Origin of the sequence: Bacteriovorax sp. BSW11_IV (genome assembly GCF_000447755.1) — a bacterium.
Taxonomy (GTDB): Bacteria; Bdellovibrionota; Bacteriovoracia; order Bacteriovoracales; family Bacteriovoracaceae; genus BSW11-IV.
In genome coordinates this window covers 73,592-96,056 of the sequence record NZ_AUNE01000011.1, presented here as the reverse complement: position 1 = coordinate 96,056, position 22,465 = coordinate 73,592, and the positions used below count along the sequence as shown (strand labels likewise).

The 22,465-nt window shown below is 37.4% G+C and carries 23 protein-coding genes; 16 read left to right on the top strand and 7 right to left on the bottom strand.

The features are described from left to right. Window positions 1-100 precede the first annotated feature (100 nt). Genes M899_RS04690 through M899_RS04680 form a run of 3 tightly spaced genes read left to right on the top strand, consistent with a single transcriptional unit; the run spans window position 101 to window position 3,595 of the window. On the top strand, window positions 101-1,699 hold the full coding sequence (locus M899_RS04690) for an ABC transporter substrate-binding protein (protein ID WP_021270290.1): 1,599 nt from the start codon (window positions 101-103) through the stop codon (window positions 1,697-1,699). After that, on the top strand, window positions 1,699-2,718 hold the full coding sequence (locus M899_RS04685; RefSeq protein ID WP_021270240.1) for an ABC transporter permease: 1,020 nt from the start codon (window positions 1,699-1,701) through the stop codon (window positions 2,716-2,718). Before M899_RS04690 ends, M899_RS04685 begins: the two co-directional genes overlap by 1 nt. A 13-nt stretch (window positions 2,719-2,731) precedes the next feature. Next, window positions 2,732-3,595, top strand: a complete 864-nt coding sequence (locus M899_RS04680) for an ABC transporter permease (RefSeq protein ID WP_021270281.1) — start codon at window positions 2,732-2,734, stop codon at window positions 3,593-3,595. Here the strand turns inward: M899_RS04680 and M899_RS04675 are convergent, their stop codons facing one another. Next, complete coding sequence (locus M899_RS04675; protein ID WP_021270194.1) at window positions 3,596-4,543, bottom strand: hypothetical protein; 948 nt, start codon at window positions 4,541-4,543, stop codon at window positions 3,596-3,598. A 182-nt stretch (window positions 4,544-4,725) separates the two neighbouring features. Here M899_RS04675 and M899_RS04670 point away from each other — a divergent pair, with 182 nt between their 5' ends. Together M899_RS04670 and M899_RS04665 are read left to right on the top strand one after the other, a co-directional pair. Further along, window positions 4,726-5,748 (top strand): hypothetical protein, encoded by a 1,023-nt coding sequence (locus tag M899_RS04670; RefSeq protein WP_155897089.1) that lies wholly within the window; start codon window positions 4,726-4,728, stop codon window positions 5,746-5,748. Window positions 5,749-5,908: 160 nt separating this feature from the next. Continuing rightward, window positions 5,909-6,127 carry a hypothetical protein gene (locus tag M899_RS04665; RefSeq protein WP_021270173.1) on the top strand — a complete coding sequence of 73 codons (219 nt, stop codon included), beginning with the start codon at window positions 5,909-5,911 and terminating at the stop codon, window positions 6,125-6,127. 39 nt (window positions 6,128-6,166) lie between these two features. Here M899_RS04665 and ggt read toward each other — a convergent pair whose 3' ends face one another. Beyond that, on the bottom strand, window positions 6,167-7,930 hold the full coding sequence (ggt, locus tag M899_RS04660; RefSeq protein ID WP_021270294.1) for a gamma-glutamyltransferase: 1,764 nt from the start codon (window positions 7,928-7,930) through the stop codon (window positions 6,167-6,169). Window positions 7,931-8,086: 156 nt separating this feature from the next. Here ggt and pstS point away from each other — a divergent pair, with 156 nt between their 5' ends. The 7 genes from pstS to M899_RS04625 are packed head-to-tail and all read left to right on the top strand — an operon-like array spanning window position 8,087 to window position 14,895. Further along, the gene (gene pstS, locus M899_RS04655; protein ID WP_021270279.1) at window positions 8,087-9,073 is read left to right on the top strand and encodes a phosphate ABC transporter substrate-binding protein PstS; all 987 of its coding nucleotides are present in this window, start codon (window positions 8,087-8,089) and stop codon (window positions 9,071-9,073) included. A gap of 10 nt (window positions 9,074-9,083) precedes the next feature. Then, window positions 9,084-10,079, top strand: coding sequence for a phosphate ABC transporter permease subunit PstC (pstC, locus tag M899_RS04650; protein ID WP_021270237.1), 996 nt, complete (start codon window positions 9,084-9,086; stop codon window positions 10,077-10,079). Beyond that, window positions 10,076-10,933 carry a phosphate ABC transporter permease PstA gene (gene pstA / locus M899_RS04645; protein WP_021270261.1) on the top strand — a complete coding sequence of 286 codons (858 nt, stop codon included), beginning with the start codon at window positions 10,076-10,078 and terminating at the stop codon, window positions 10,931-10,933. Before pstC ends, pstA begins: the two co-directional genes overlap by 4 nt. 2 nt (window positions 10,934-10,935) lie before the next feature. Then, a complete protein-coding gene (pstB, locus tag M899_RS04640) occupies window positions 10,936-11,700 on the top strand; it encodes a phosphate ABC transporter ATP-binding protein PstB (protein ID WP_021270264.1) in 765 nt (254 codons plus the stop codon). A 10-nt stretch (window positions 11,701-11,710) separates the two neighbouring features. After that, window positions 11,711-12,328 carry a phosphate signaling complex protein PhoU gene (gene phoU / locus M899_RS04635; RefSeq protein ID WP_021270195.1) on the top strand — a complete coding sequence of 206 codons (618 nt, stop codon included), beginning with the start codon at window positions 11,711-11,713 and terminating at the stop codon, window positions 12,326-12,328. A 12-nt stretch (window positions 12,329-12,340) separates the two neighbouring features. Continuing rightward, window positions 12,341-13,057 (top strand): response regulator transcription factor, encoded by a 717-nt coding sequence (locus M899_RS04630; RefSeq protein WP_021270228.1) that lies wholly within the window; start codon window positions 12,341-12,343, stop codon window positions 13,055-13,057. A gap of 2 nt (window positions 13,058-13,059) precedes the next feature. Further along, window positions 13,060-14,895 (top strand): PAS domain-containing sensor histidine kinase, encoded by a 1,836-nt coding sequence (locus M899_RS04625; protein ID WP_021270218.1) that lies wholly within the window; start codon window positions 13,060-13,062, stop codon window positions 14,893-14,895. Here the strand turns inward: M899_RS04625 and M899_RS04620 are convergent. After that, a complete protein-coding gene (locus M899_RS04620; RefSeq protein WP_021270295.1) occupies window positions 14,887-15,714 on the bottom strand; it encodes a flagellin in 828 nt (275 codons plus the stop codon). The genes M899_RS04625 and M899_RS04620 overlap by 9 nt on opposite strands. 165 nt (window positions 15,715-15,879) lie before the next feature. Continuing rightward, window positions 15,880-16,170, bottom strand: a complete 291-nt coding sequence (locus M899_RS04615; protein ID WP_021270262.1) for an HPF/RaiA family ribosome-associated protein — start codon at window positions 16,168-16,170, stop codon at window positions 15,880-15,882. 180 nt (window positions 16,171-16,350) lie between these two features. Here M899_RS04615 and M899_RS04610 point away from each other — a divergent pair, with 180 nt between their 5' ends. The 3 genes from M899_RS04610 (at window position 16,351) to M899_RS04600 (ending at window position 17,724) form a co-directional block, all read left to right on the top strand. Beyond that, the gene (locus M899_RS04610) at window positions 16,351-16,731 is read left to right on the top strand and encodes a CBS domain-containing protein (protein WP_021270238.1); all 381 of its coding nucleotides are present in this window, start codon (window positions 16,351-16,353) and stop codon (window positions 16,729-16,731) included. Between the two features lie 81 nt (window positions 16,732-16,812). Then, the gene (locus M899_RS04605) at window positions 16,813-17,331 is read left to right on the top strand and encodes a MotA/TolQ/ExbB proton channel family protein (protein WP_021270301.1); all 519 of its coding nucleotides are present in this window, start codon (window positions 16,813-16,815) and stop codon (window positions 17,329-17,331) included. 3 nt (window positions 17,332-17,334) lie between these two features. Next, window positions 17,335-17,724: an ExbD/TolR family protein gene (locus M899_RS04600; protein WP_021270220.1), complete on the top strand. Its 390-nt coding sequence runs from the start codon at window positions 17,335-17,337 to the stop codon at window positions 17,722-17,724. Here M899_RS04600 and M899_RS04595 read toward each other — a convergent pair. The 3 genes from M899_RS04595 to M899_RS04585 form a co-directional block, all read right to left on the bottom strand. Next, on the bottom strand, window positions 17,721-18,860 hold the full coding sequence (locus M899_RS04595) for a glycosyltransferase family 4 protein (protein ID WP_021270176.1): 1,140 nt from the start codon (window positions 18,858-18,860) through the stop codon (window positions 17,721-17,723). The genes M899_RS04600 and M899_RS04595 overlap by 4 nt on opposite strands. A 6-nt stretch (window positions 18,861-18,866) precedes the next feature. Further along, entirely contained in the window at window positions 18,867-20,261 is a 1,395-nt protein-coding gene (locus tag M899_RS04590; RefSeq protein WP_021270168.1) for a lytic transglycosylase domain-containing protein, read from the bottom strand. 98 nt (window positions 20,262-20,359) lie between these two features. Then, on the bottom strand, window positions 20,360-21,352 hold the full coding sequence (locus M899_RS04585; protein ID WP_021270222.1) for an enolase C-terminal domain-like protein: 993 nt from the start codon (window positions 21,350-21,352) through the stop codon (window positions 20,360-20,362). Window positions 21,353-21,435: 83 nt separating this feature from the next. On the opposite strand from M899_RS04585, the gene M899_RS04580 reads away from it, so the two are divergent. Next, window positions 21,436-22,458 (top strand): J domain-containing protein, encoded by a 1,023-nt coding sequence (locus tag M899_RS04580; RefSeq protein WP_021270190.1) that lies wholly within the window; start codon window positions 21,436-21,438, stop codon window positions 22,456-22,458. The last annotated feature ends 7 nt before the right edge of the window (window positions 22,459-22,465 follow it).

The following is a 22,465-nucleotide window of genomic DNA, read 5'->3' as shown; positions in this document are numbered from 1 at the left end:
CAAAATTCCAAGAACTTAACCCAAGACAGTTGTCTTTATGTGTTGGGCCTGTCAAAATATATTATTCACACACATTGCATGAAAACATGGAGAGAGATCAATGCTTCACAAATCTTTAATGACACTTTTTGTGGTGAGTTTGCTTTTTTCTTGCTCAAAAGGAAAATCAGACAAATCTACATTTGTTTATTGTTCAGAAGGAAGTCCTACGGCCTTCAATCCACAAGTAATTACAGATGGAACATCTGACAACGCCTCAGCACAAACTGTTTACAACAGACTTGTTCAATTCAAGTACGGAACAACTGATATTGAACCAGGTCTCGCAACTGACTGGGAAATTTCAGAAGACAAGTTGATCTACACTTTTAATTTAAGAAAAGGTGTAAAATTTCACACGACAAATTTCTTCACACCGACACGTGAAATGAACGCTGACGATGTTTTATTCTCAGTAAATAGAATGTTTGATGCAAGTAATTCATACCATAAAGTTGGTGGTGGAAACTATGAATACTTCAACGGAATGGACATGGGTGGAATTCTCAAGGAAGTAAAAAAACTTGATGATTATAAAGTTCAATTTGTTCTAAACAAACCAGAGGCTCCATTTCTAGCAAACGTTGCCATGAGTTTCATGAGCGTTCTTTCGAAAGAATACGCTGATAAACTTGAGGCCGAAGGTAAAAAAGAAAATATCGACAACTATCCCGTTGGTACAGGCCCTTTTGTTTTCAGAAATTATGTAAAAGATAATCTTATTAAGTTTGATGCTTTTGCTGATTATTGGGAAGGCGCTCCTAAAATTTCTAAATTGGTTTTTGCCATCACTCCTGATGCAAGTGTTCGCTATCAAAAACTTAAAACTGGTGAGTGTCAGTTTATCACTGAACCTTCACCAACAGATCTTCCAGCAATGAGAGAGAATCAAGATATTTCAATTGTTCAAGATGCTGGTTTAAATGTTGGGTATCTTGCCATGAACACAGAGAAAAAACCTTTCGACAATGTTCTAGTAAGAAAGGCCATCAGCATGGCGCTTAATAAGGCCAATTACATTGATGCCATTTATCTTGGGAATGCAAAGGTTGCGAAAAACCCAATGCCTCCAACTATTTGGTCATACAATGATGAAATTGCTGACACTGAATACAATATCGAAAAGGCCAAGGAACTTCTTGCAAAAGCTGGGTACCCAAATGGATTCACATCTACACTTTGGACACTTCCAGTTTCAAGACCCTACAATCCAAATGGAAAAAAGATGGGTGAACTCATGCAAGCGGACCTTGCAAAGATTGGTATTCAGATTGAACTTATCTCTTATGACTGGCCAACATACCTGAAGAAATCTAGTGCAGGAGAGCATGAGATGCTACAAATGGGTTGGACTGGTGATAACGGAGACCCTGATAACTTCCTTAACACACTTCTAGGTTGTTCAGCAGTTGGTGCCGGTTCAAACTATGCTCGCTGGTGTGACAAAGACTTTGACAAAGTTGTTAATGAAGCAAAACTTTCAACTGATTTGGCGAAGAGAACTGAGCTTTATAAAAAAGCACAAGTCATCTTCAACGAAAAAGCACCATGGGCGCCAGTTGCTCACTCAATTGTTTTCAGAGCAATGAGAAGCAACGTTTCAGGATACAAAATCGATCCTCTTGGTCATGACATCTTTAAATACGTAGAGCTTAAATAATGTTGACTCACTTTCTAAAAAAAATGCTTTCTCTGATCCCTACTCTCGTAGGGATCTCTATCATCTCATTTTTTCTCATTCGCTTAATTCCAGGTGACCCAGTTCTTCTTCTTGTTGGAGAGAGAGGGGCAGATCCTGAAGTCTATATGCAAATGAAAAAGAATCTTGGTCTTGATCTTCCTATCTATCAACAATACTTCCACTATATCGGAAATGTATTTCAAGGAGATCTAGGAACATCTATTGTTTCAAAAAGGGCCGTGACAGAAGAGTTTTTTGGCCGCTTCCCTGCAACGCTTGAGCTAGGTGTATGCGCCATGGTCTTTGCCATTTTAATAGGTATTCCACTAGGAGTGATTGCAGCGGTAAAGAGAAATTCGCCACTAGACTACATTCTTATGGGAACTTCTTTAACTGGTTACTCGATGCCTATTTTTTGGTGGGGGTTAATTCTCATTTTGATTTTCTCTGTTCAGTTAGGAATCACTCCTGTCTCAGGTCGAATTGATGTTATTTACGACATCCCACACCTCACAGGATTTTACTTAATTGATACACTCTCACCTACAGTGATTAATGAGGAGGGTCTTATGCCTTTCTTTTCAGCACTAAAACACTTAATCCTGCCCTCTATTGCCATGGGTACTATTCCTTTAGCAATTACGGCGAGAATGACAAGATCGAGCATGCTCGAAGTCTTGGGTGAAGATTTTATAAGAACGGCCAAGGCCAAAGGTCTTTCATCTACTCAAATTGTTATTCATCATGCACTAAGAAATGCTTTGATACCGATTGTTACAGTTATTGGACTTATGTTTGGTAGTATTATCACTGGGGCCATTCTTACTGAGACAATTTTCTCATGGCCAGGAATTGGTAAATGGTTAGTGGCAAGTATTACTTCAAGAGATTATCCGGTTATTCAAGGTGGACTACTCTTTATCGCATCAATGATTGTATTCATTAATGCGCTTGTAGATACTCTCTACCTTCTTATTAACCCAAAACTTAGACAATAAAAGGTGCGCACAAATGGCCATCAAAATTATAGATAAAGATTTTTTTAACAGATTGAAAAAGAATAAAGGCTCAATGGCCGGACTCTTTATCATTACTTTTTTCTTGTTTCTCGCAATCTTTGCACCTTTTTTAAGTCCGTACAACTTTGATCAAATTAATGAGGGGGCCCTTCGCCTCGCTCCTTTCTCATCTCATGGTGAACTAAGTTTTCTGCTTGGAACTGATGACCTGGGAAGAGATCTCTTCACGAGGCTCATCTTTGGTGCAAGAATTTCATTATTCATTGGTTTTGCAGTCGTTATTCTTTCTGTAACAGTTGGTGGTCTTCTAGGACTCATCGCCGGTTACTATGAAGGATACATTGAAAGAACAATCATGAGATTTGTAGACATTCTAATGGCATTTCCAAGCATTCTTTTAGCGATTGTTGTTGTATCCGTGATGGGTCCAGGACTATTAAATGCTATTGTTGCCGTTAGTGTTGTTTCACTTCCAAGCTTCATTAGACTTGTCAGAGCTAGTGTACTCATTGAAAAAAGCAAAGAATATGTCCAAGCATCGCGCTCATTTGGTGCCAGTGATTTTAGGATCATGTTTATTGAGATTCTTCCAAATTGTATTGCACCAATGATCGTTCAGGCCACTCTAGGCTTTAGTGATGGGATTTTAAATGCTGCAGCTCTTGGATTTTTGGGCCTTGGTGCTCAACCCCCTACTCCAGAATGGGGGATTATGCTTGCCGACTCAAGGGCCTATATTGAAGGGTCACCTTGGTTAGTAACACTACCAGGTCTTTGTATTCTTATTTGTGTTCTTGGATTTAATCTTCTAGGAGATGGTCTTAGAGATACACTCGATCCAAAACTTAGAAAGTAATTAAGCGGCCCTGGCAACACTATCTACTCGAATCTCTTCGAGTAGATATTCTTCAATTTTACTAGTTGCCTTGGCCAAAATAATATCTGGTCTATAAATCTCATTTTGAACAACCATACTCTTATAAGGAATGAAAATAAAAAAGTCAGTTCCATTAGATGTCTTTGCTGACTCATTGTTGCCAAATGAATTTAAGATATTGTGATCCACTGTAACTTCTATCAACTCATCTTCATTAATAATTGAAAAATCAATTTTAGAAAAATGCTTGATGAGATCTTTTGCCCCAGCATTAAAAGTCTCTTTAAATGGATGTAAATTCATCTTAAGTACAACCATTTTTGAATCAAAGACGTTGGTGAGATTTTTTTGACCAGTAATTTTAAAAACGGCCCCATGTTTTGAGAGTTGATATAAATTCATCTCAAAAGATTTAAGCGGCGAATTATCTGCCATTCCCATAACAGGAATATCCACTCCAAGTCGAAAACTTCTTAAAGGCATATACTGTGAAAGGATTCGTAAATAGACAAATTTTTCATATACGTCTTTATTAAACCAGCGCATAGAATGAAGAGTGACGTAAGGTCCAGAAATAGACTCCATAGAAACAAGAGTCTCTGCATGGACGTCAAACCAATTATTTCTCATGCGCGGATCAATATAGCCTTTATAGAGATCATACAATGATACTTCGTAGCGCTCTCTTTTCATCGAAAGCCATACCTTTTGATCTTTAAGTGCTTCAAGCTCCGCTTCAAGGGCCTTTAATCTCTTAGTTTGTTTTTTGTTTTTATACAGCAATCCTTTTTGATACTCACAACTTTGGGCCCAATTCGCCCAATGAAATGATAAATTACCATTTGCCGTAAGGTTGTGCTTACCGACCAAAGGTCCGCTGTCTAAGTACTCTTTAAATGTGATTTCAGTGAATTGATTTTTATCCATATTCTTTACTCTAGTGAACTTGTCGGCTATTGCGAGTAAAGCTTGAGTTAAACTAAAGTTAATGAATAATATCAAAAACTTATGTCATTTTATCAGATATCGGCGCTTTAAAGGTTTTTTTGAAAAGTGCCGAGAAAAAAAGTCACTCTTACTTAAATACACGAAGCTATTATAATAAAACAATGACTGCCTTAAACTCATTACATCAAAGTGCCCTTGATTATCAGCTCTCGCCAATTTCAATTCGCGAAATTATAAACTTGAGCTCAAGTCCATGTGATATTTACGTTATCGATAATAACGGCCTGTATATCGAAATTCTGCGAAAGAATACTTACATCGATAATGATGTAATTAAAGATCTTTTGAAAAATAAAATGGTTCATCTCTTTGTCAAAGAAGAGCAAAGACAAGATTTAATTGAAGTTCAGCAACAAAACTTAAGATTGATTGCAAGATCACTGTCGATTGGAAATGCTGTTGATAATGGTAAGAAACTTATTAATCTTCTTACAATTAATATGCGCTATTTGTACGAATATCCAATGGATGACAATATTTTAAATCTTCAGTATCAAGGAGCGCAAAACCTCTTTCGTTTTCTTTATGAGCACTCCTCTATTCATGAGCAGCTCTATCTCGATTTTTTAAAATTTAAGCACCACTATATTTTTGCACAACCATTTTTAAGCTCATTATTTTTATTGGGTGTTCTTAAGATGTCTCACCTCTTTTCTGAAAAAGAAATCGAAGGACTTTTCATTACCAGTTATTTTAAAGATGTTGGAATGTCTGCAATTCCCATCGAAAAATACGACGAAAAAGAACTCAGTGAAGACGATAAAAGATTGTTAACAAGACATGCCGATCTTTCAGTTGAAATACTTCATGGTCGCCTACCTCTTTCTCCAAACCATTTTAAAATTATTGAAGGCCATCACTCTTTTTCAAAGCTCGATTCCGAGCTAGGTCCAATGGGAATTGGTAGTAATCTTGTGATCTCTGGAATTGAGACAGTGTTTGTTTCCACCATGGATATCTTTACTGCAATGACATCACCAAGGCCTTATCGAGAAGCAACCTCACTATTTGAAGGGCTTGAGATGATTAAGAAATTGATCAGTGAAGAGTACCCAAATGAGTTTAGAATTATCGTTACTTATTTCAAAAATTTCTTCGCAAAAACAATGAAAAAATCGGGTTAAGTGGTCCTATTTCCTGGTCCCACTCCCGAGTATTCTGTTCCAGTTTAAATTATTTTACATTTCGTTTTTAGTATCCCATCATAAATTTATGTCGCAAAGGAATGCAACAATTTGAATTTATATATATGTCTAAATTTCAACATAATTCTAGGGAGGGAATATGTTACAACAAGAAATTAGTCCATTAACGGGTATTATCGCAGAAGATCTTGTCGTCATTGACTTCGGTGAACACGAAGGGAAATCAGTACTTGAAGTGAACGATACAAATCCGGAATTTTACGATTATCTTCTTGAGAAAAAAAATGATGGAAAGTGTACTATCCGTCGTGCAAAAAACAAAACATTCTATCTCTACGTAACAAATACACTTATGTAATAAAAAAAGGCCAAGTTAATCTTGGCCTTTTTTATTGTGTTATTTTCCGACTGCGTAGCCACGTCCCCTAATATCGGAAACACCATGAAGTGTTTCGCCATTTTTAGCGACCGCCTGAATTCGACATCCATAATCTTCAAATTTCAACTGATGTTCCATTCTCATTAGAGACTTTACCGTTTTTTCAGGAAGTCCTTTTTTCTCAACGAGAATTTCATCCGGTTGCCATTGATGATGGTAGCGAACAGCATTTACTGATTCATATAGCGGAAGTTCGTGCTCAATAAAGTTTAAAATTGTCAAAGCAGTACAAGTTAAAATTCTTGTTCCATTTGGAGTCCCAAGAGCTAATAGTGGCTCCCCCTTTTTAAAGACTATTGTTGGCGACATTGAACTCAGTGGTCTTTTTTCTGGCTCCACTAAATTCTTATCAGAACCAACGGCCCCAAATAAATTTTGCACACCGGCCTTGGCAGAAAAGTCATCCATTTCATTATTTAAAACAATTCCTGTTCCGGGAACGACAACACCTGAACCAAACAGACCATTAATTGTCTGAGTCGATGCCACAACATTTCCTTCGCCATCCATGATTGAAAAGTGAGTTGTTTCATCATGTTCATTTTTCACACTTAGCTTTTGATACAAGAAAGGATCTAAATTTCCGGCCCACATTTTATTGAGCGCCCTACTTTCAGGAATTGTATAACGTACATCTTTTGCATACTTCTTAGACGTTAGCCCCATAACTGGAACTTCCACGAAATCAGCATCTCCCATATATCTTGCTCTATCAACAAAAGAGGCCTGCATTGCTGATGAAACGAGGTGAATCGTCTTTGGGTGATGTGGTCCATATTCTTTTAAATTATCTTTTTCAATAATATTCAAAATTTCAACAACGTGAACTCCACCAGAGCTTGGAGGAGACATTGAGAAAACTTCATAGTCTTTGTAAGTTGAACTCACAGGTCTTCTGACAACTACATTGTATTTTTGTAAATCTTCTTTCGTGAGAAGACCACCTAGTCGTTGATTTTCTGCGATGATCTTATTGGCAACATCACCTTTATAAAAACCATTGGCCCCATATTTTGCAATTTTAGAAAGTGTCGTCGCTAAATCTTTTTGAATAAGAAGATCTCCCTCTTTTAAGTACTCTCCCTTTTTGTTGAAAAAGATTTTTTTAGAAGCACTAAATCTTCCAAGAATTGGAGCGCGAAACTCTAGCGCCTTAGCAAGTTCTGGATAAACTTTGAAACCCTTATTTGCCAATTCAATGGCGGGGGCCATTACTGTGTTAAGAGGAAGCTTTCCAAAACGATGGTGAAAATCGACAATTCCGGCCACCATCCCAGGAACTCCTGCGGCGTAAATCCCATCAATAGATTTCTTGGCCATGACCTTGCCATCTTTATCTAAGAACATGTCTTGCTTAGCATTGATTGGTGCTTTTTCTCTGAAGTCATAGGCCCAAGGGTTAGAGCCTTTATTCTTTTTAGCATCGTAGTACATGAGAAAACCACCACCACCAATTCCAGTTGATTGAGGTCTTTCAACGGCCAAAACAAAAGAAGCGGCGGCCGCGGCATCGGCAATACTTCCGCCCATATCGAACATTTTTTTGGCAGCTTTTGAAGAGTAAACTCCCTGAGTCGTAATCATATATTTTTGGCCTTTGGCCTCATGGGCCTCACGCGTCTGACCCGCTCCAGGGTCGGCCAAAATAACTTGAGTCTCAAGAGTATTTTGACTATGGGCACAACCTGCTAAAATTAGAAGAATCACCAATTTTTTAAGCATAAGAACTCCTTGTAAATTCCCTATTATTAAAACAGGCCCCCAACCATACGGCAACTAATAAACGTCCCATCAACTCCTAACAAATCCCTAACAATAATTCTGGAGTATTTTGCTATAACATGGAGGAAATCTAACTAACCACACAGGGGATTAATTATGCGTAAACTATTTGTTGGGTTGATGGCCTTCATTGCCATGAACACGATGGCCGCCACACAAATCAACGGAGCAGGAGCAACATTTCCTTATCCACTTTATTCAAAATGGTTCAGTGAATACTCAAAAGAAAATAAAGATATCCAAATCAACTATCAAGCAATCGGCAGTGGTGGTGGAATCAGACAACTTATCCAAGAAACAGTAGACTTTGGTGCTTCGGATGCTCCAATGAGTGACAACGATAAATCAAAGGCCACTCGTCAAATTCTTCAAATCCCTACAGTTCTTGGTGCCGTAGCAATCTCTTACAACGTGAGTGAAGTTACTGCTAATATCAAGCTTGATGGTGATACTCTTGCAAAGATCTTCTTAGGAGAGATCTCTAAGTGGAACGATCCAAAGATTGCAGCTTTAAATGAGGGACTTAAACTTCCTGCAAAAGATATTCTTGTAGTTAGAAGAGCAGATGGTTCTGGAACAACTTCAATTTTTGCTGATTATCTTTCAACTGTATCTAAAGACTGGGAAACTCAAGTCGGTCGTGGAAAAACTCTTAAATGGCCAACAGGAATTGGTGCCAAAGGAAACGATGGTGTAACTGGTGCCATTAGTCAAAATGACGGCGCTATCGGTTATATCGAATTGGCCTATGCCATCAATAACAATCTAAAAGTAGCTGCTCTTAAGAATAAGGCCGGTGAATACAAGCTTCCTACTGTTCAAGGTGTGTCCCTTGCGGCCGCAAAAGTTAAGAGCATTAGCGAAGTTACAAACTCAATCGTTGATGCAGATGGAAAGGGTGTTTACCCAATTTCATCTTTTACTTACATCCTACTCCCAGTTAAGGAAAAAGATGCTAAGATTGTAGAAGTTAAAAAATTTCTGAAGTGGGCCTTATCAAAAGGTCAAAATTTCGCAGCTCCTCTTCACTATGCGCCTCTTCCAAAAAGACTAGCGCTAGAGATGCTAAAAGAAATTAAATAGGAAGAAATTTTTGGAGCTTGATATTATAAACGACTCACAAAAATCAACGGCAAAGAGTGAATCTCTCATTAGGACGCCCTCTTTGCCCCTAATTTCTTACAAAGGCCAGGACAAGCTGGCCCTTTTCTTTCTACGCTTTTGTGCACTTTCTATTTTCGCCATTCTCGTCCTCATGATTGGCCTGCTCTTTAAGATGGCCATGCCGGCCATTTCAATGTTTGGTTTGGATTTTATTACAAGCTCGGACTGGAATCCCGTTGAGGACCAATTCGGTGGGCTCGCCTTCATTTACGGAACAGTAACAACAAGCTTCTTGGCCCTTATCATTGCAACACCTCTAAGTATTGCCATGGCCATTTTTATTTCTCAAATTTTAAAAGGTGCGCTCTCAAAAGTTGTCTCAATGATTGTAGAGCTCATTGCCGCAGTCCCAAGTATTGTCTTTGGACTATGGGGCCTTTTCTACTTAGCGCCTTGGGTGAAAAGTACGTTAACTCCCTTTTTAAAAAATACACTGGGTTTTCTTCCTCAATTTCAGGGACCAAGTTTCGGTATTGGAATTTTGAGTGCAAGTATCATCCTTGCCATTATGATTACTCCAACAATCACATCAATTGTGAGAGAAATCTTCAATTCAGTTCCCCAAATTAGAAAAGAAGCGGCCCTAGGTCTTGGGGCGACTAAATATGAAATGATTCGCATTGCTGTACTTCGTCCTTCCCTTTCGGGAATATTAGGAGCAGTTGTTCTTGGACTTGGAAGGGCCTTAGGTGAAACCATGGCCGTTGCCATGATTATTGGTAACAATCCAACGATTTCAAAATCACTCTTCTCGCCAGGAGCAACAATGGCCTCAGTTATTGCCAATGAATATGCTGAAGCTGAAGGAGATCTTCACCTCTCAGCGCTTTGTTATATTGCTCTTATTTTATTTGCCATAACCTTTATCGTTAATCTCGCTGCCAGAACAATCATTTGGCACAACAATAGGAGATCGCAAAAATGAGATCTCCAGAAACTTATTTTAAAATTAGAAAACTTAAAAATTCACTTTTTCATCTCGTTGTTCTTATAAGTGCAATTTGTGTAATGGCACCCTTATTTATCGTTGTGGCGTTTCTCCTGCAAAAAGGGGCCAGTGGATTTAACTTGGACTTTTTTACAAATATACCTAAACCAGTTGGAGAAATTGGTGGGGGGATGAAACACGCCATCATCGGTACAATGATTATGGTATCTCTTGCATCACTCATTGCTATTCCCATCGGTCTATTAGGTGGAATTTTTCTCTCTGAATTCGGTAAAGGAAAAATAGCAACACTGCTACGCTTTGCAACTGATCTACTAACAGGTGTTCCTTCAATCGTTATAGGTATCTTTGGATACCTTTTAGTTGTTATACCTTTTAAAAGTTTTTCAGCTCTGGCCGGGGCACTAAGTTTATCTTTAATCATTTTACCTATTGTCATTAGGTCAACAGAAGAAATTTTAAAGCTCATTCCAAATCATTATCGAGAAGCTGGACTGGCACTTGGATTACCACGTTGGAAGATGATTCTTTTTATTATCGTAAAAGGTCACCTCTCTCAATTATTTACAGGAATTATTCTCGCAATTTCTAGAGCAGCAGGAGAAACGGCCCCACTTCTTTTCACGGCGTTCGGAAGTCTTTATCTTTCGTACAACGTTAAAGCTCCTATGGCGAGCTTACCTGTACAAATTTATAATTATGCCATCTCACCTTATAAAGATTGGCAATCTCAGGCCTGGACTGGGGCCTTTGTTCTCATAACACTCGTTCTTGGACTTAATCTCTTTGCAAGAACAGTTTTTGGAATTAAAAAGCTAAGAAGGAAGTAACGATGAATCAAGATATAATTCTCGATGTAAAAGATCTCAATGCTTGGTTTGGAAATTTCCATGCCGTTAAATCAATTTCTAAGAGTTATAAAAAAAACACGATCAACGCCATTATTGGTCCATCGGGCTGCGGTAAATCAACTTACCTGCGCTGCTTAAATCGAATTCATGAAGAAGTCCCTGGAGCAAAAGTATCAGGAGAGGCCATTATTGATGGTCAAAACATTTTTGATCCCAAGGCCGATCCAGTTGAAGTTCGTAGGAAAATTGGCATGGTATTTCAAAAACCAAATCCGTTTCCGGCCATGTCTATTTATGAAAATGTTGTTATTGGATTAAAACTTCAAGGAATAAAAAAGAAAAGTTTCCTTCTTGAGCAGGCCGAAAACTGTTTAAGAAAAGCTGCTTTATGGGATGAAGTCAAAGATAAATTGAATAAGGACGGCATGAGTTTGTCTGGAGGACAACAACAAAGACTCTGTATTGCTAGAACTCTTGCCGTAAATCCACCCGTTGTCCTTATGGATGAACCCACATCAGCACTTGACCCGATCGCATCAGCAAAGATTGAAGACCTCATGAGTGAACTAAAAAAAGAATACACAGTTATTGTTGTCACTCACAATATGCAACAAGCGGCCCGAATTTCAGATTACACAAGCTTCTTTGTTCTAGGAGAGCTCATTGAGCATAATCTCTCATCCGAAATTTTCACTAGGCCAAAAATGAAACAAACTGAAGACTATATCACTGGCCGTTTCGGCTAAGGGAGAATTTGTGAAGATTTCAAGTTCTGATATTAAAGAAATGGCGGCCAATATGGCCAAGCTCGTAGAAAAGTCATTGATAATGTCTATGGAAGTAGACATGGCCCTCAGTGATATTCTTGAGATTGAAAGAGAAGTGAATAATTATCATAAAGAAATAGATGATGCTGTATTCAAGTATCTTGCTCTTAAAAATCCTCACGCAAAAGATCTTCGCATCGCTATTGCTGTGATGAAAATGAATTCCGAGTTAGAAAGAATTGCTGATCAATCAGTGAGTATAAAAAGATATTCTAAAAAGTTTACGAATGAGTACAAACTAATTTCTGCACTTTTTAAAACTGTGTTATCAAACTATCAAGATAGCTTAACGGCCTTTGCAAACTCTGATGTCAGACTTGCAAGTGAAGTCATTAAATTTGATGAAAATATCAATGAAATTAATCGTGATGTCATTTCAGAATCCATAAATCAAATCCAAGAAGGAAAAATCGAAGTCGATGAAGCCCTTGCAATTATGCGTGTTTCAAAAAACCTAGAACGCATTGGAGATCACATCACAAATATTGCCGAAGATATCATATTTCTTGAATCAGGAGATGATATCAGGCATAATCCGAATCAATAATTTGGGGGATAAATGAGACATATTTTACTTGTAGAAGATGAACAAGATATTAGCGATTTGATGAAGATTCAGCTTCAGGCCCTCGGTGAAAAAGTCACAGTGATTGCCGATGGTGCACAAGCACTCAACTTCATCCAAACTTCAGATGAAAAGATTGATCTTTTTATCCTCGATAGAATGCTTCCAAATGCAAATGGTCTAGAGATTTGTAAGTTTCTAAGAATGTATCAAAAAACGAAGCTTTCCCCAATTCTTATGGTTACCGCTTTAACAAAACCGGAGCAAATTGTAGAGGGTCTTGAAGCTGGCGCTGATGATTATGTCACAAAGCCATTTGATACAACGATACTAATGGCAAGAGTGAGATCACTTTTAAGAAGGAGTGAATATATCACGACGCCTGACCAAGAAACACCAATCAGTGGAAACATCTTGGCCATAGATAACTTAAAAGTTGATACTGTTCAATGTAAAGTGTGGCTTGAAGGAAGTGAGATTGAACTGACTCTTTCTGAGTACAAACTTTTATGTACATTTATGAAAGAGCCTGGAAAAGTCATGACAAGAAATCATCTTGTCAATGAAATCCAAGATGGACCTGTTCACGTAACAGACAGAACTATTGATACACATATCTTTGGTTTAAGAAAAAAACTTGGAAACTACTCTAAGTTAATTGAAACAATTAGAGGTATTGGCTACAGAGTGGCCAGTGATTTTAAGGCATAAGTATGATTGATGGAAAGGACACTTTAACAAAAGAGCGAAGGCCTTTTCAAAAATTGCCGTGGAAGTATTTCAGAAAGCTTGCGCTTGCACAAATTATCACGGCAACTCTCATTATTCTTGCGACAGCGGGAGTTGCCAGATATTACTTAAAAATTTATGTTAAGAATCAGGCCATTGAACAGCTTTCAAATTCACTAAATTTAATCAAACAATCTTTTTATTATAGCCACCTTGACCCCGCCATTTGGTGTGGAGAACTAAGTGCGCCAAATGGTAATCGTGTCACAATTATTGATCTGTCTGGTAAAGTCGTTTGTGACAATAAGGTCAAGCTTGAAACTCTTGATAACCACAAAGATCGTCCAGAAGTCCAAAAGGCCATCAAAGACACTTTTGGAACGAGTATTCGCTATAGTGATAGTATGCGATCAGAGCTTATTTATGGCGCCATTCGCCTCATAAATTCTGAGCAAAAAGAGTTTATTCTTAGACTGTCTTTTCCTCTTACAAAATTAAGTGATGCTCTTTTTCAAATGGATAAAACTATTATCCTCTTTTTGCTTCCACTATTAATTGCAACTTCACTACTAGGATTATATGCCAGCCTAAAGGCATCGACGCCGCTAAGAGCACTCCTTTCTAAGATTGCCAACGCTGATACCCAAATCACTGACCAAAACAAAGAGTATCAAGATGAATGGGAACTATTAGAAAAATCAATCGATATGGCCCAAGGTGATCGCAACAAACTCTCTTACAAACTTAATAGAGAGTATACTATCAAGACAAGTCTCTTAGAGTCTATTTCTGAGTCTATTCTCGCTGTAAAAACAGATGGGCGTATTCTTTTTGCCAATAAGAACTTCATTAAAAATTTCTTACCAATTGAAAAACTAGATATGGGTCCTGATTCAATCAGAAAAGGAATCCTCTCTGACTATTTTAAGCAAAATGAAATTGAGAAGATGCTTAGAGAGAGTCAAGAAAACCAATCAACTCTTCATCTCAATTCTTTAAAGCTGAATATCAAAGGCAATAAGCACGAAGCCTACTTTGATATCACGACTTCACCTATTACACTTTCCAAAGATAATATCTATGGAGTTGTTTGTGTTTTTAGAGAAGTTACAGAAAGAATCCTTACTGAACAAATGAGAGAAACTTTTGTGGCCAACGTTTCTCACGAGGTAAGAACTCCTCTGACGGCCATGAAAGGCTATGTACAAACTCTTAAGCAATTCGGTTTAAAAAACGAAGATCTTGCGATTGAGTGCATGAATAAGATTGAACACAATAGTGATCGATTAACTCACTTATTTAGTGATATTTTAAACCTCTCAGTAATTGAATCACGCGGTAAAATTACTAAAGAAGATATTCCTTTAGAAGAAATTACTGATAATGTTATTTGTAATGTTAGACAATCTTTTAGGGAAAAAGACATTAAAGTACAAACTCACATTGAAGCGAGTACTCTTCATGCAAATGGCGCTCTTGTTGAACAGGTTCTCACAAATCTTCTAGAAAATGCTTATAAATACATTCCTATGAGTGGTGAAATCAATGTCATTTGGAGTGAAGTTAAATCTGCCAATCAAAACGGTGTGACTTTAATTGTGAGTGACAATGGACCAGGAATTGAGGACAAGCATTTATCCAGACTCTTCGAAAGGTTTTATCGCATTGATGAATCTCGCAATAGTCAATCTGGAGGAACAGGACTTGGACTTTCTATTGTGAAGCACATTATGGCCAAGCATAAAGGAACGATTAATGTCGAAAGTACATTAGGTTCTGGCACGAAATTTATTGCTTATTTTCCACAGAAGTTAAGATAGAAGTCTTGCGACTCGCTCTGGTGATTTGTTTACGAGTTTGAGCATATCAAGTGTAGCACTTTTAATAATATCATCTTTCGCACGGTTACTGGCCTCAGCTGCAATATCAGCGTCGCGAATTTTAGAGCGAGAGGCCTGCGTATTTTCATCATGAATTTGTAAACTATGTAGTGCCGAATCCATACGATTCATAGCACTTCCAAGTTTGGCCCTACTTGAAGAAACTTCTCCAATCATTTTATCAATTGAACTAAATGAAGTTCTAGCACCTTCTTTGGTTGTTATATCAACATTGTTAAGGCCAAAGTTATTTGAAGAGGCCAAAACAGATTGAAGATCGTAAGAAATACGATCCTCTTTTGAATTATTCCCTATACCAATTTGAATGTCGTAGACGCTACCTTTACCGTTTATAACATGGTTTCCATTGTATTTAGTAGATGACGTCAGTCTTTGAATTTCTTGCTTTAAATTTGAAAATTCTTTGTTTGCGATCATTCTCTCGTGAGGTCCAACTGTATCGTTGGCCGCTTGCATAGCAAGCTCTTTTAGACGTCCACCAATATCGTGAAGAACACTAAGTGTCCCCTCTGCAACTTGGAGAAGAGAAATACCATCATTTACATTTCGTTGGGCTTGTTGATTGGAAACAGTTCTAGCGCGCATGCCTTCAGATATGGCAAGACCAGCGGGATCGAAGGCCGCTCTATAAATGCGGTCTCCACTAGAAAGTTTAATGTTCTCTTCCTCTTGCCTATTGACGACTTGACCAAGTCTTCGCTGTGCAAGCAAAGAGAGCGGATTTGTACCAACCTTCATTTTCTTCCTTGAAATGAATTGCTCTAAAAGTTTGAGAACTACCTTGTCCTCAAGATTGCCTATCGGAAATATTTTCCTCTTATTAAGAAAAAAATTATTGGAGTGAATTACTCCCTTTAAATGACTAAGGCCCTCGTCATGCGAGGGCCTTCAAGGCAGGCAGGGTTATAGGTGGGATGCTTTTTTAGATTTGAGTTCACGGATAACATTTCTCAGCTTCTCTACCCCAAGAGCTGCTGATTTATAAACGTTGTTCGATTTAACACGAACAAATTTATCAACACCATGTCCTTTATAGTGGAGTGAAAAGATATAGTTCTTGCCATCCTTAGCGACGACACAGTCTACATCTTCATTACCTTTAAAAAATCGTTTCATATTATTAAGTTTTTCCATAACAAATTGATCAAAAGCTAGAGAGTGATCCACTTGATGGTAGGCCACATGAACTTGCATATATCCTCCTTAGCGGAAGGTACCATTTCCTTCCTTTCACACTTAATATGATAGTGTTTTTTGAAGTCGCAAGGGCCGTTAGTTATCTATTTTTAAGATGAATTCTATCCACATCTTTGTTGATTTAGATCATGTTCAAAAAGATGATCTAGAGCTAAATTATTTAAAAAGGAGTATCTAATGAAACTGATTAAAGAATATATGACACCTTCACCACACTCGATTGTGTCGACACAAAACTTACAATTTGCGTTACAAAAAATGCATGAACTCAACGTTCGCCACCTCCCAGTAATGGAAGCGGGCAAGCTTGTTGGCATGCTATCTGAGCGAGACATTCGCTTCATTGAATCATATGAAAAAACTGATTTAGAAAGTTTACGAGTTAATGATGCTTTCTCAGATGATCCCTACACTGTTGGCCCAGATGCGTCTTTAAAAGAAGTTTGCCAAGAGATGGCCGAAAGAAAAATTGGTTCAGCAATAATTGTCGAAAAAGGTCAACTTCTAGGTATCTTTACTTGGATTGATGCACTCAGCGTAATCTCAAAGCTTATTTAATCTAAACAATGGCAATTCCTGTGAATTGCCATTGTGCCAAAAGTAGTTAAAATAGTTAGTGAAACTAAATTAGGAGTAACGATGCGTATTATTGACTACATCAACCAGGGCGGGGCCATTATGTATATCCTTCTCGCCCTTAATATTATTGGCTTTGCCATTATGCTTTCAAAATTCTTTATTCTCTCAAAAGAATCTAAGGCCACTGAAACTACAGCAGATGAACTTGCTAAAAAAGTTCTATCAGATATGAATGGTAAAGACTCAAACTCGATTATTGAAATCGCAAAACAAGAGCTTTCAACATATATCTCAAATATGGAAAGAGGCATTAACACAGTTAAGATCATCGCTTCAATTTCTCCTCTTCTAGGTCTTTTAGGGACTGTATTAGGGGTTCTCATTGCCTTTAGAGTCATGTCTCAAACTGGTCTGAATAATCCTTCATCATTTGCTGAAGGGATCTCGCTGGCCCTAATCACAACTGTAGGTGGGATGATTGTTGCAATTCCTCACTATATTGGTCACAACTACTTATTAAGTATGATTGACCACCTTGAAACAAATTTAGAGCAAAAAATTATTAAAAAGGTTTTATAAAAAATGAGAAGAAGAACTCGTGAAGCAGAGTCTCCAGACATAACACCACTGATTGATGTGGTCTTTCTTCTTCTTATCTTTTTTATGACTTCTACTGTATTTAAAAAAGATGAGCTTGCCCTTCTTTTGAATCTTCCTAAAACAACGAAGGGAGAATCTCAAGAGGCGCAAAAAGAAAATGTCTATATTGAACTCTCAGAAAATGAAGTGGCCTACAATGGTGCAAAAATGTCTTTAGAAGATGTTGAAGCGAAACTTTCAGCAATTGAAAAGAAGGATACACCAATTGAGCTAAGGGTTGATAAGGATGTTCGTTATGAGCGTGTTGTTAAGCTTCTAGACAAGCTAAAAGTTAACAACCTCGCCAACATCTCACTGATTACAGAAAATTAATTCTTAAGGGCCATTTCATAGATGGCCCTTAATTCTTTTGTACTATTTTCCAAATGAAATTTTTGAACATATTGATTGCCAGAAATGATCTTGCTCTGTCTCAAATCTTCATTGCCCAACATCTCTTTTAAACCAACCTCTATTGATTCCGTTTTATAGGGATCAATAAAATAAGCATCTGGCCCTACAGTCTCAGGAAAACAACTACCCGTTGAAACAACCACAGGTGTATTTGAAAATAGAGATTCTATTAGCGGAATTCCAAATCCTTCAAAAAATGAAGGAAAGCAAAAAAGTTTTGCCGCTTGATAAACTCCAGGCAGATCCACATAACTGACTCCAGATATGACATGAACACGAGAACCTAGATTATGTTTTTTGATAAACTCAAGAATCTCTTCTTTATAGCTTCCGCCATTTCCAACAAGAACGAGATCTTCACTGATATCATTCTTTATATTATTAAAGGCCTCGACTAAGGCCAAAGTATTCTTTCTTTTTTCAATGGCCCCAACATTTAAAATAAAATTTTCCGGCAAATGATATTTCTTTTTAACTGCTGAAATCTTATCTGCAGTAAAAGCTGAATAAAAATGCGGATCACAGCTTTGATAGTGAACAACAATTTTCTTTTCAGGAACTCCCAAAAAATCGATAAGGTCCCTCTTTGTCTGTTCACAAATGGCCACAACAACGTCTGCTCTTTCCACTGCACTTAAAAATTTTCTTTTATAAACTTGTCTATCTACCCATGGAAAGTATTGGGGATATCTCATAAAGAGTACGTCATGCATTGTCACAATACTCTTTAAATTTAATTTCTCGATACCACTTGGCAGTTCATGACTTAGACCATGATAAATATCGAGATCATTATTTTTTAGATCATTGGCCAAGAAGAAGGAGCGCCAAATTGAAGGTATTTTTTGTGAGATTTTACCTAGCGGAAGATGGATTTTTAAATCCTCATGCTTCAAAGACCAATCAATTATTCGTTGATCTTTGAAGGCCGGTGTATAGAGATGAAGTTCATCTTGGGGGTAATATTGTGTCAGACCATCAATCAGAAGGCGGCTATAATTGCCAAGCCCTCTGAAATTATGAAATGCTCTTTTTGCGTCGAATCCAATTTTCAAGTTTGCCTATCCTTGAGGGATAGATAATTCCTGCCCTCGATAAATTGTCATATCTTTTAGAGAATTTATTGTAACAATCTTTTTTACACTCGTCTTGAATTTGCGCGCAATTTTATAAAGGTTGTCGCCATTTCTCACCACATATTTTTTGGCAGATACTGAGTCATCTGGCATTACAAGTTTTTGCCCTTTGTAAATGAAACTTCTTGTCAGACCATTGGCCGCCTTAAGCTCACGAATAGTTGTCCCAAATTTCTTTGCTATAGAGTAAAGAGAATCTCCTCTTTGTACGTAATAATACTGATCAGATCCTGAGGCAACTTCACGGACAGTTTCAACTTTCTTTGATCCTCTAAAGCTCTCCGCAAGAGTCGTTTTAGTTTTAGGCACAACGACACTTAACTTCCCTCTTTTTGTTCCTGCATAGTAATGAAGGATATCAGGATTTAATTTTTTCATATCATCTAAAGATACGCTTAAGTGCTTACTTAATTTTCTTAAATCAACTGGTTTACCAATTTCTACAAGATCAGAATGTTCATAAATCGTTTCAGGGCTTGTTACGGCCTTTAAATTATATTTATGCGGGTTCATGAAAATTTCACGAGCGGCCGCAACTTTTGGTACATAATAAATCGTTTCCTTAGGAATCAGTTTCTTTCTTACGAGTTCCTTATAATCTCTCGTATTCCCTTTTCTTATGGCATTAATAATACGGTACTCTCCTGCATTATATGCACAAAGGGCAAGTTCCCAAGAACCAAAAATATTGTATAGATCTCTGAAGTAACCGGCTGCGGCCACTGTCGATTTATGAATATTTCTTCTTTCATCGATATGCTTATCAACTCTTAGTCCATAGCGTTTTGCTGTTCCTTTAATAAATTGCCATGGGCCAACTGCTGAAGCGTGACTTTTAGCGTGATTGTTAAATCCACTTTCAATAAAGCCGACAAAGAAAAGATCTTCCGGTAGATTATGATCTTTGAAAACCTTTTGGGTAATCTCTTTATAACGATCCCCATTTACCATGAAACGAGTGAAGCGCTCAGGACTTTTCTTACTAAAGTAATTAATCCAAAAAGTGAAAAGCTCGTCTGAGTAATCAAGATGAAGCTCTGAACGAGGATCAAAAGTAGAACTCTTTGGCCCTTCCGATTCATCTATAGATAAGGCCTCCGTTGTATCTTCACTTTCACTAGAATTTGCAAGAAGTGCGGCCTTATCTTTTTCTTCAGCATTTTTCAAGGCCAACTTTTCTTTGATTGGAGAAATGGCCTCATGAATAATTTCACGCAACTCCTGGTGAGTAACTTGTGAACTGTTCATTTCCTTGCGAGTAACAAATGAAGAACATGAACCTAATAGGATACATGCACTCATAATATATAACTTCTGCAATTTTTGCTCCTTAATCGAAATAAATCTTTCTTACTATTTTAATGAGGTATGGGGTCAGTTCAAGGTGAGACGAATATGCCCCCGACTCACCTTGTTGACTAGTGTAGATGTGAGAAGAATAAGCGACCTTTTTCTTCTGTTACTAAATTGAACGGATCATTTTTAATCAATAAACAACCATCTAGATCTAAGTAATCGGCACCTTGGCAAATGGGAAAGGTTTGTGAAATCCCTAACGAACTCTCAACCATACAACCAATCATTGTTTTAAGGCCTAGCTCTTTTGCTCTTCTCATCTGCTTTAAGGCCTGAAAATAACTTCCGGCCTTCATTAATTTTATATTCACGCCATGAAATCTCTCTGCATAGTATTGAGATACTTCATGATGAGTCAAAGATTCATCTGCAAAAATCATAACCGGAGACTTTTCTTTTAAAGAAAGTGCCTCATCATGATTATCGGCCTTCAAAGGCTGCTCTAAAAAGCTGATTCGTTCACAATCAATTTGAGCGAGAAAGGCCAAGACTTCGTCAGCATTTTCAAAAGCTTCATTAGCATCCAAGCGTAATTTACCCGGATAATTGCCAAGAATAACTTGAACGGCTTCTACACTACTTTTATCAATTTTTATTTTTAATTCATCAAAGCGCTCAAGCTTATATTCATTGATAAAATCTGCAAGTTTTTCAGTTTCCATAATTGGAATTGAAAAAGATGTCTTAATTTGCGTCACGCTATTAGTGCCAAGTAATCTATACTTTGTCAGATCACTAATCTGAGAAATATAGTCAACGAATGCCGCCTCAATTCCAAATTTTAAAGAATAAGAAATATCTAAGCTTTTTAGAAATTTTGTTAATTCTTCGATTGAATCGAATTTTTGAGGCTTCTCTTTGAGAAACTGGGTAAATTCTTGGAGGATTTTCTCTCCATCCTCTCCGTAACGAATATTTGGAGCGACTTCGCCTTTGGCCTTAAAGTCTCCCTCTTCTACTTCAATTACATAGTTTGTTTTTTTTGTACTGGTATTTCTTGAAATCTTCCAATCAAATTTAAGTTCAAGCTCGATAGGTCTAATGTTCCACTTCATAGTCACTCTTTGTATTTTTGGATATCATTAGATTATTCTAATAGCTTTTTGCAACTGTTAAAAGTTGGGTATTGTTGGCCAGTATGAATATAAGAATTGACGTAATTGTAAACTTTATTGCTCTGTCTATCTTTGCATATATCCTTTCAAAGACATTATTGCCTGCTCTCTATGAATGGTTCTATGAAAAAGTCACAGGACGCCCCTTAAAGCGAGATGTCGATCTCGATGAACTAATTATGAAAAAGAAGAATATGCTGCAAATCAACAGCGGTATAAACTCTCCAGCGACTAAGCAAATTACTTCTAAAACTGATGCTAGTGATATTGTTTCAACACTGAAAACATTTTCTGCCGACCCTAAGCATAGCGAAGATGTAAAAAAATCTCTTGCGCTATTTGATTCCCTTCAGTGGGGAGATAGTCAGGAACTTAGAGAATGTGCCAAATCGATTGAAAGAGAGATCGGTTTAAAAATTCAAGCAAGTGAACTGTGTTCTAATTTAAAAGAAATTCTGCAAAATAAATTTTTAGAAAATTTTAAAGAAAGGCCTCTTTCGTTTAAGACAATCATTAGTATTGTAAAGATATATTCAGTTATTAATGCTATAGAAAAATCGATGGTGCCTAGTATTTGGACTAAAGAACTCTATTCAAACGATCTAGATATTAAAAACGCGCTAATAATCCATCTCTATTACGTAAAAGAGAAAAGAGAAGAGGCGTATAAGCTCTATAGTGAAGTGAATCAAATTAATGACAATACAGGAATGGCCTCAAGCCTTGCCTACTTAAAATGTATCCAAGCGCTAGCTCCTTCATACACTTTAGCATCACTAAAAGAAGCACTTAGAGAACATATCTTTATTCTTAAGGCCATTGGTCATCTACCAGAACTCAATAAAAATGACCGAGATAGTGCTTTTGCACTTTTGATGCTTGATAGCAGTGCAAGTAGTGAAGATATTAAACGAAGATATAAAAAATTAGCAAAAACTTTCCATCCTGATGTACTCTCAGGACATGGGGTTCCCAGCACTTGTATCGAGCGGGCCTCAGAGAACTTTTCCAAAATAAAAAACGCTTACGAGTTCCTCATTAAATAAAGGTTAA

Bases quoted from the DNA above. Each gene is read 5' to 3' on its own strand.
- M899_RS04665 (WP_021270173.1), top strand. From the start codon at position 5,909: ATGTTACAACAAGAAATTAGTCCATTAACGGGTATTATCGCAGAAGAT.
- M899_RS04625 (WP_021270218.1), top strand. From the start codon at position 13,060: ATGATTGATGGAAAGGACACTTTAACAAAAGAGCGAAGGCCTTTTCAA.
- M899_RS04615 (WP_021270262.1), bottom strand. From the start codon at position 16,170: ATGCAAGTTCATGTGGCCTACCATCAAGTGGATCACTCTCTAGCTTTT.
- M899_RS04620 (WP_021270295.1), bottom strand. From the start codon at position 15,714: ATGAAGGTTGGTACAAATCCGCTCTCTTTGCTTGCACAGCGAAGACTT.
- M899_RS04605 (WP_021270301.1), top strand. From the start codon at position 16,813: ATGCGTATTATTGACTACATCAACCAGGGCGGGGCCATTATGTATATC.
- M899_RS04600 (WP_021270220.1), top strand. From the start codon at position 17,335: ATGAGAAGAAGAACTCGTGAAGCAGAGTCTCCAGACATAACACCACTG.
- M899_RS04585 (WP_021270222.1), bottom strand. From the start codon at position 21,352: ATGAAGTGGAACATTAGACCTATCGAGCTTGAACTTAAATTTGATTGG.
- M899_RS04675 (WP_021270194.1), bottom strand. From the start codon at position 4,543: ATGGATAAAAATCAATTCACTGAAATCACATTTAAAGAGTACTTAGAC.
- M899_RS04630 (WP_021270228.1), top strand. From the start codon at position 12,341: ATGAGACATATTTTACTTGTAGAAGATGAACAAGATATTAGCGATTTG.
- ggt (WP_021270294.1), bottom strand. From the start codon at position 7,930: ATGCTTAAAAAATTGGTGATTCTTCTAATTTTAGCAGGTTGTGCCCAT.
- M899_RS04670 (WP_155897089.1), top strand. From the start codon at position 4,726: ATGACTGCCTTAAACTCATTACATCAAAGTGCCCTTGATTATCAGCTC.
- M899_RS04680 (WP_021270281.1), top strand. From the start codon at position 2,732: ATGGCCATCAAAATTATAGATAAAGATTTTTTTAACAGATTGAAAAAG.
- M899_RS04610 (WP_021270238.1), top strand. From the start codon at position 16,351: ATGAAACTGATTAAAGAATATATGACACCTTCACCACACTCGATTGTG.
- pstB (WP_021270264.1), top strand. From the start codon at position 10,936: ATGAATCAAGATATAATTCTCGATGTAAAAGATCTCAATGCTTGGTTT.
- M899_RS04690 (WP_021270290.1), top strand. From the start codon at position 101: ATGCTTCACAAATCTTTAATGACACTTTTTGTGGTGAGTTTGCTTTTT.
- M899_RS04580 (WP_021270190.1), top strand. From the start codon at position 21,436: ATGAATATAAGAATTGACGTAATTGTAAACTTTATTGCTCTGTCTATC.
- pstS (WP_021270279.1), top strand. From the start codon at position 8,087: ATGCGTAAACTATTTGTTGGGTTGATGGCCTTCATTGCCATGAACACG.
- M899_RS04685 (WP_021270240.1), top strand. From the start codon at position 1,699: ATGTTGACTCACTTTCTAAAAAAAATGCTTTCTCTGATCCCTACTCTC.
- pstA (WP_021270261.1), top strand. From the start codon at position 10,076: ATGAGATCTCCAGAAACTTATTTTAAAATTAGAAAACTTAAAAATTCA.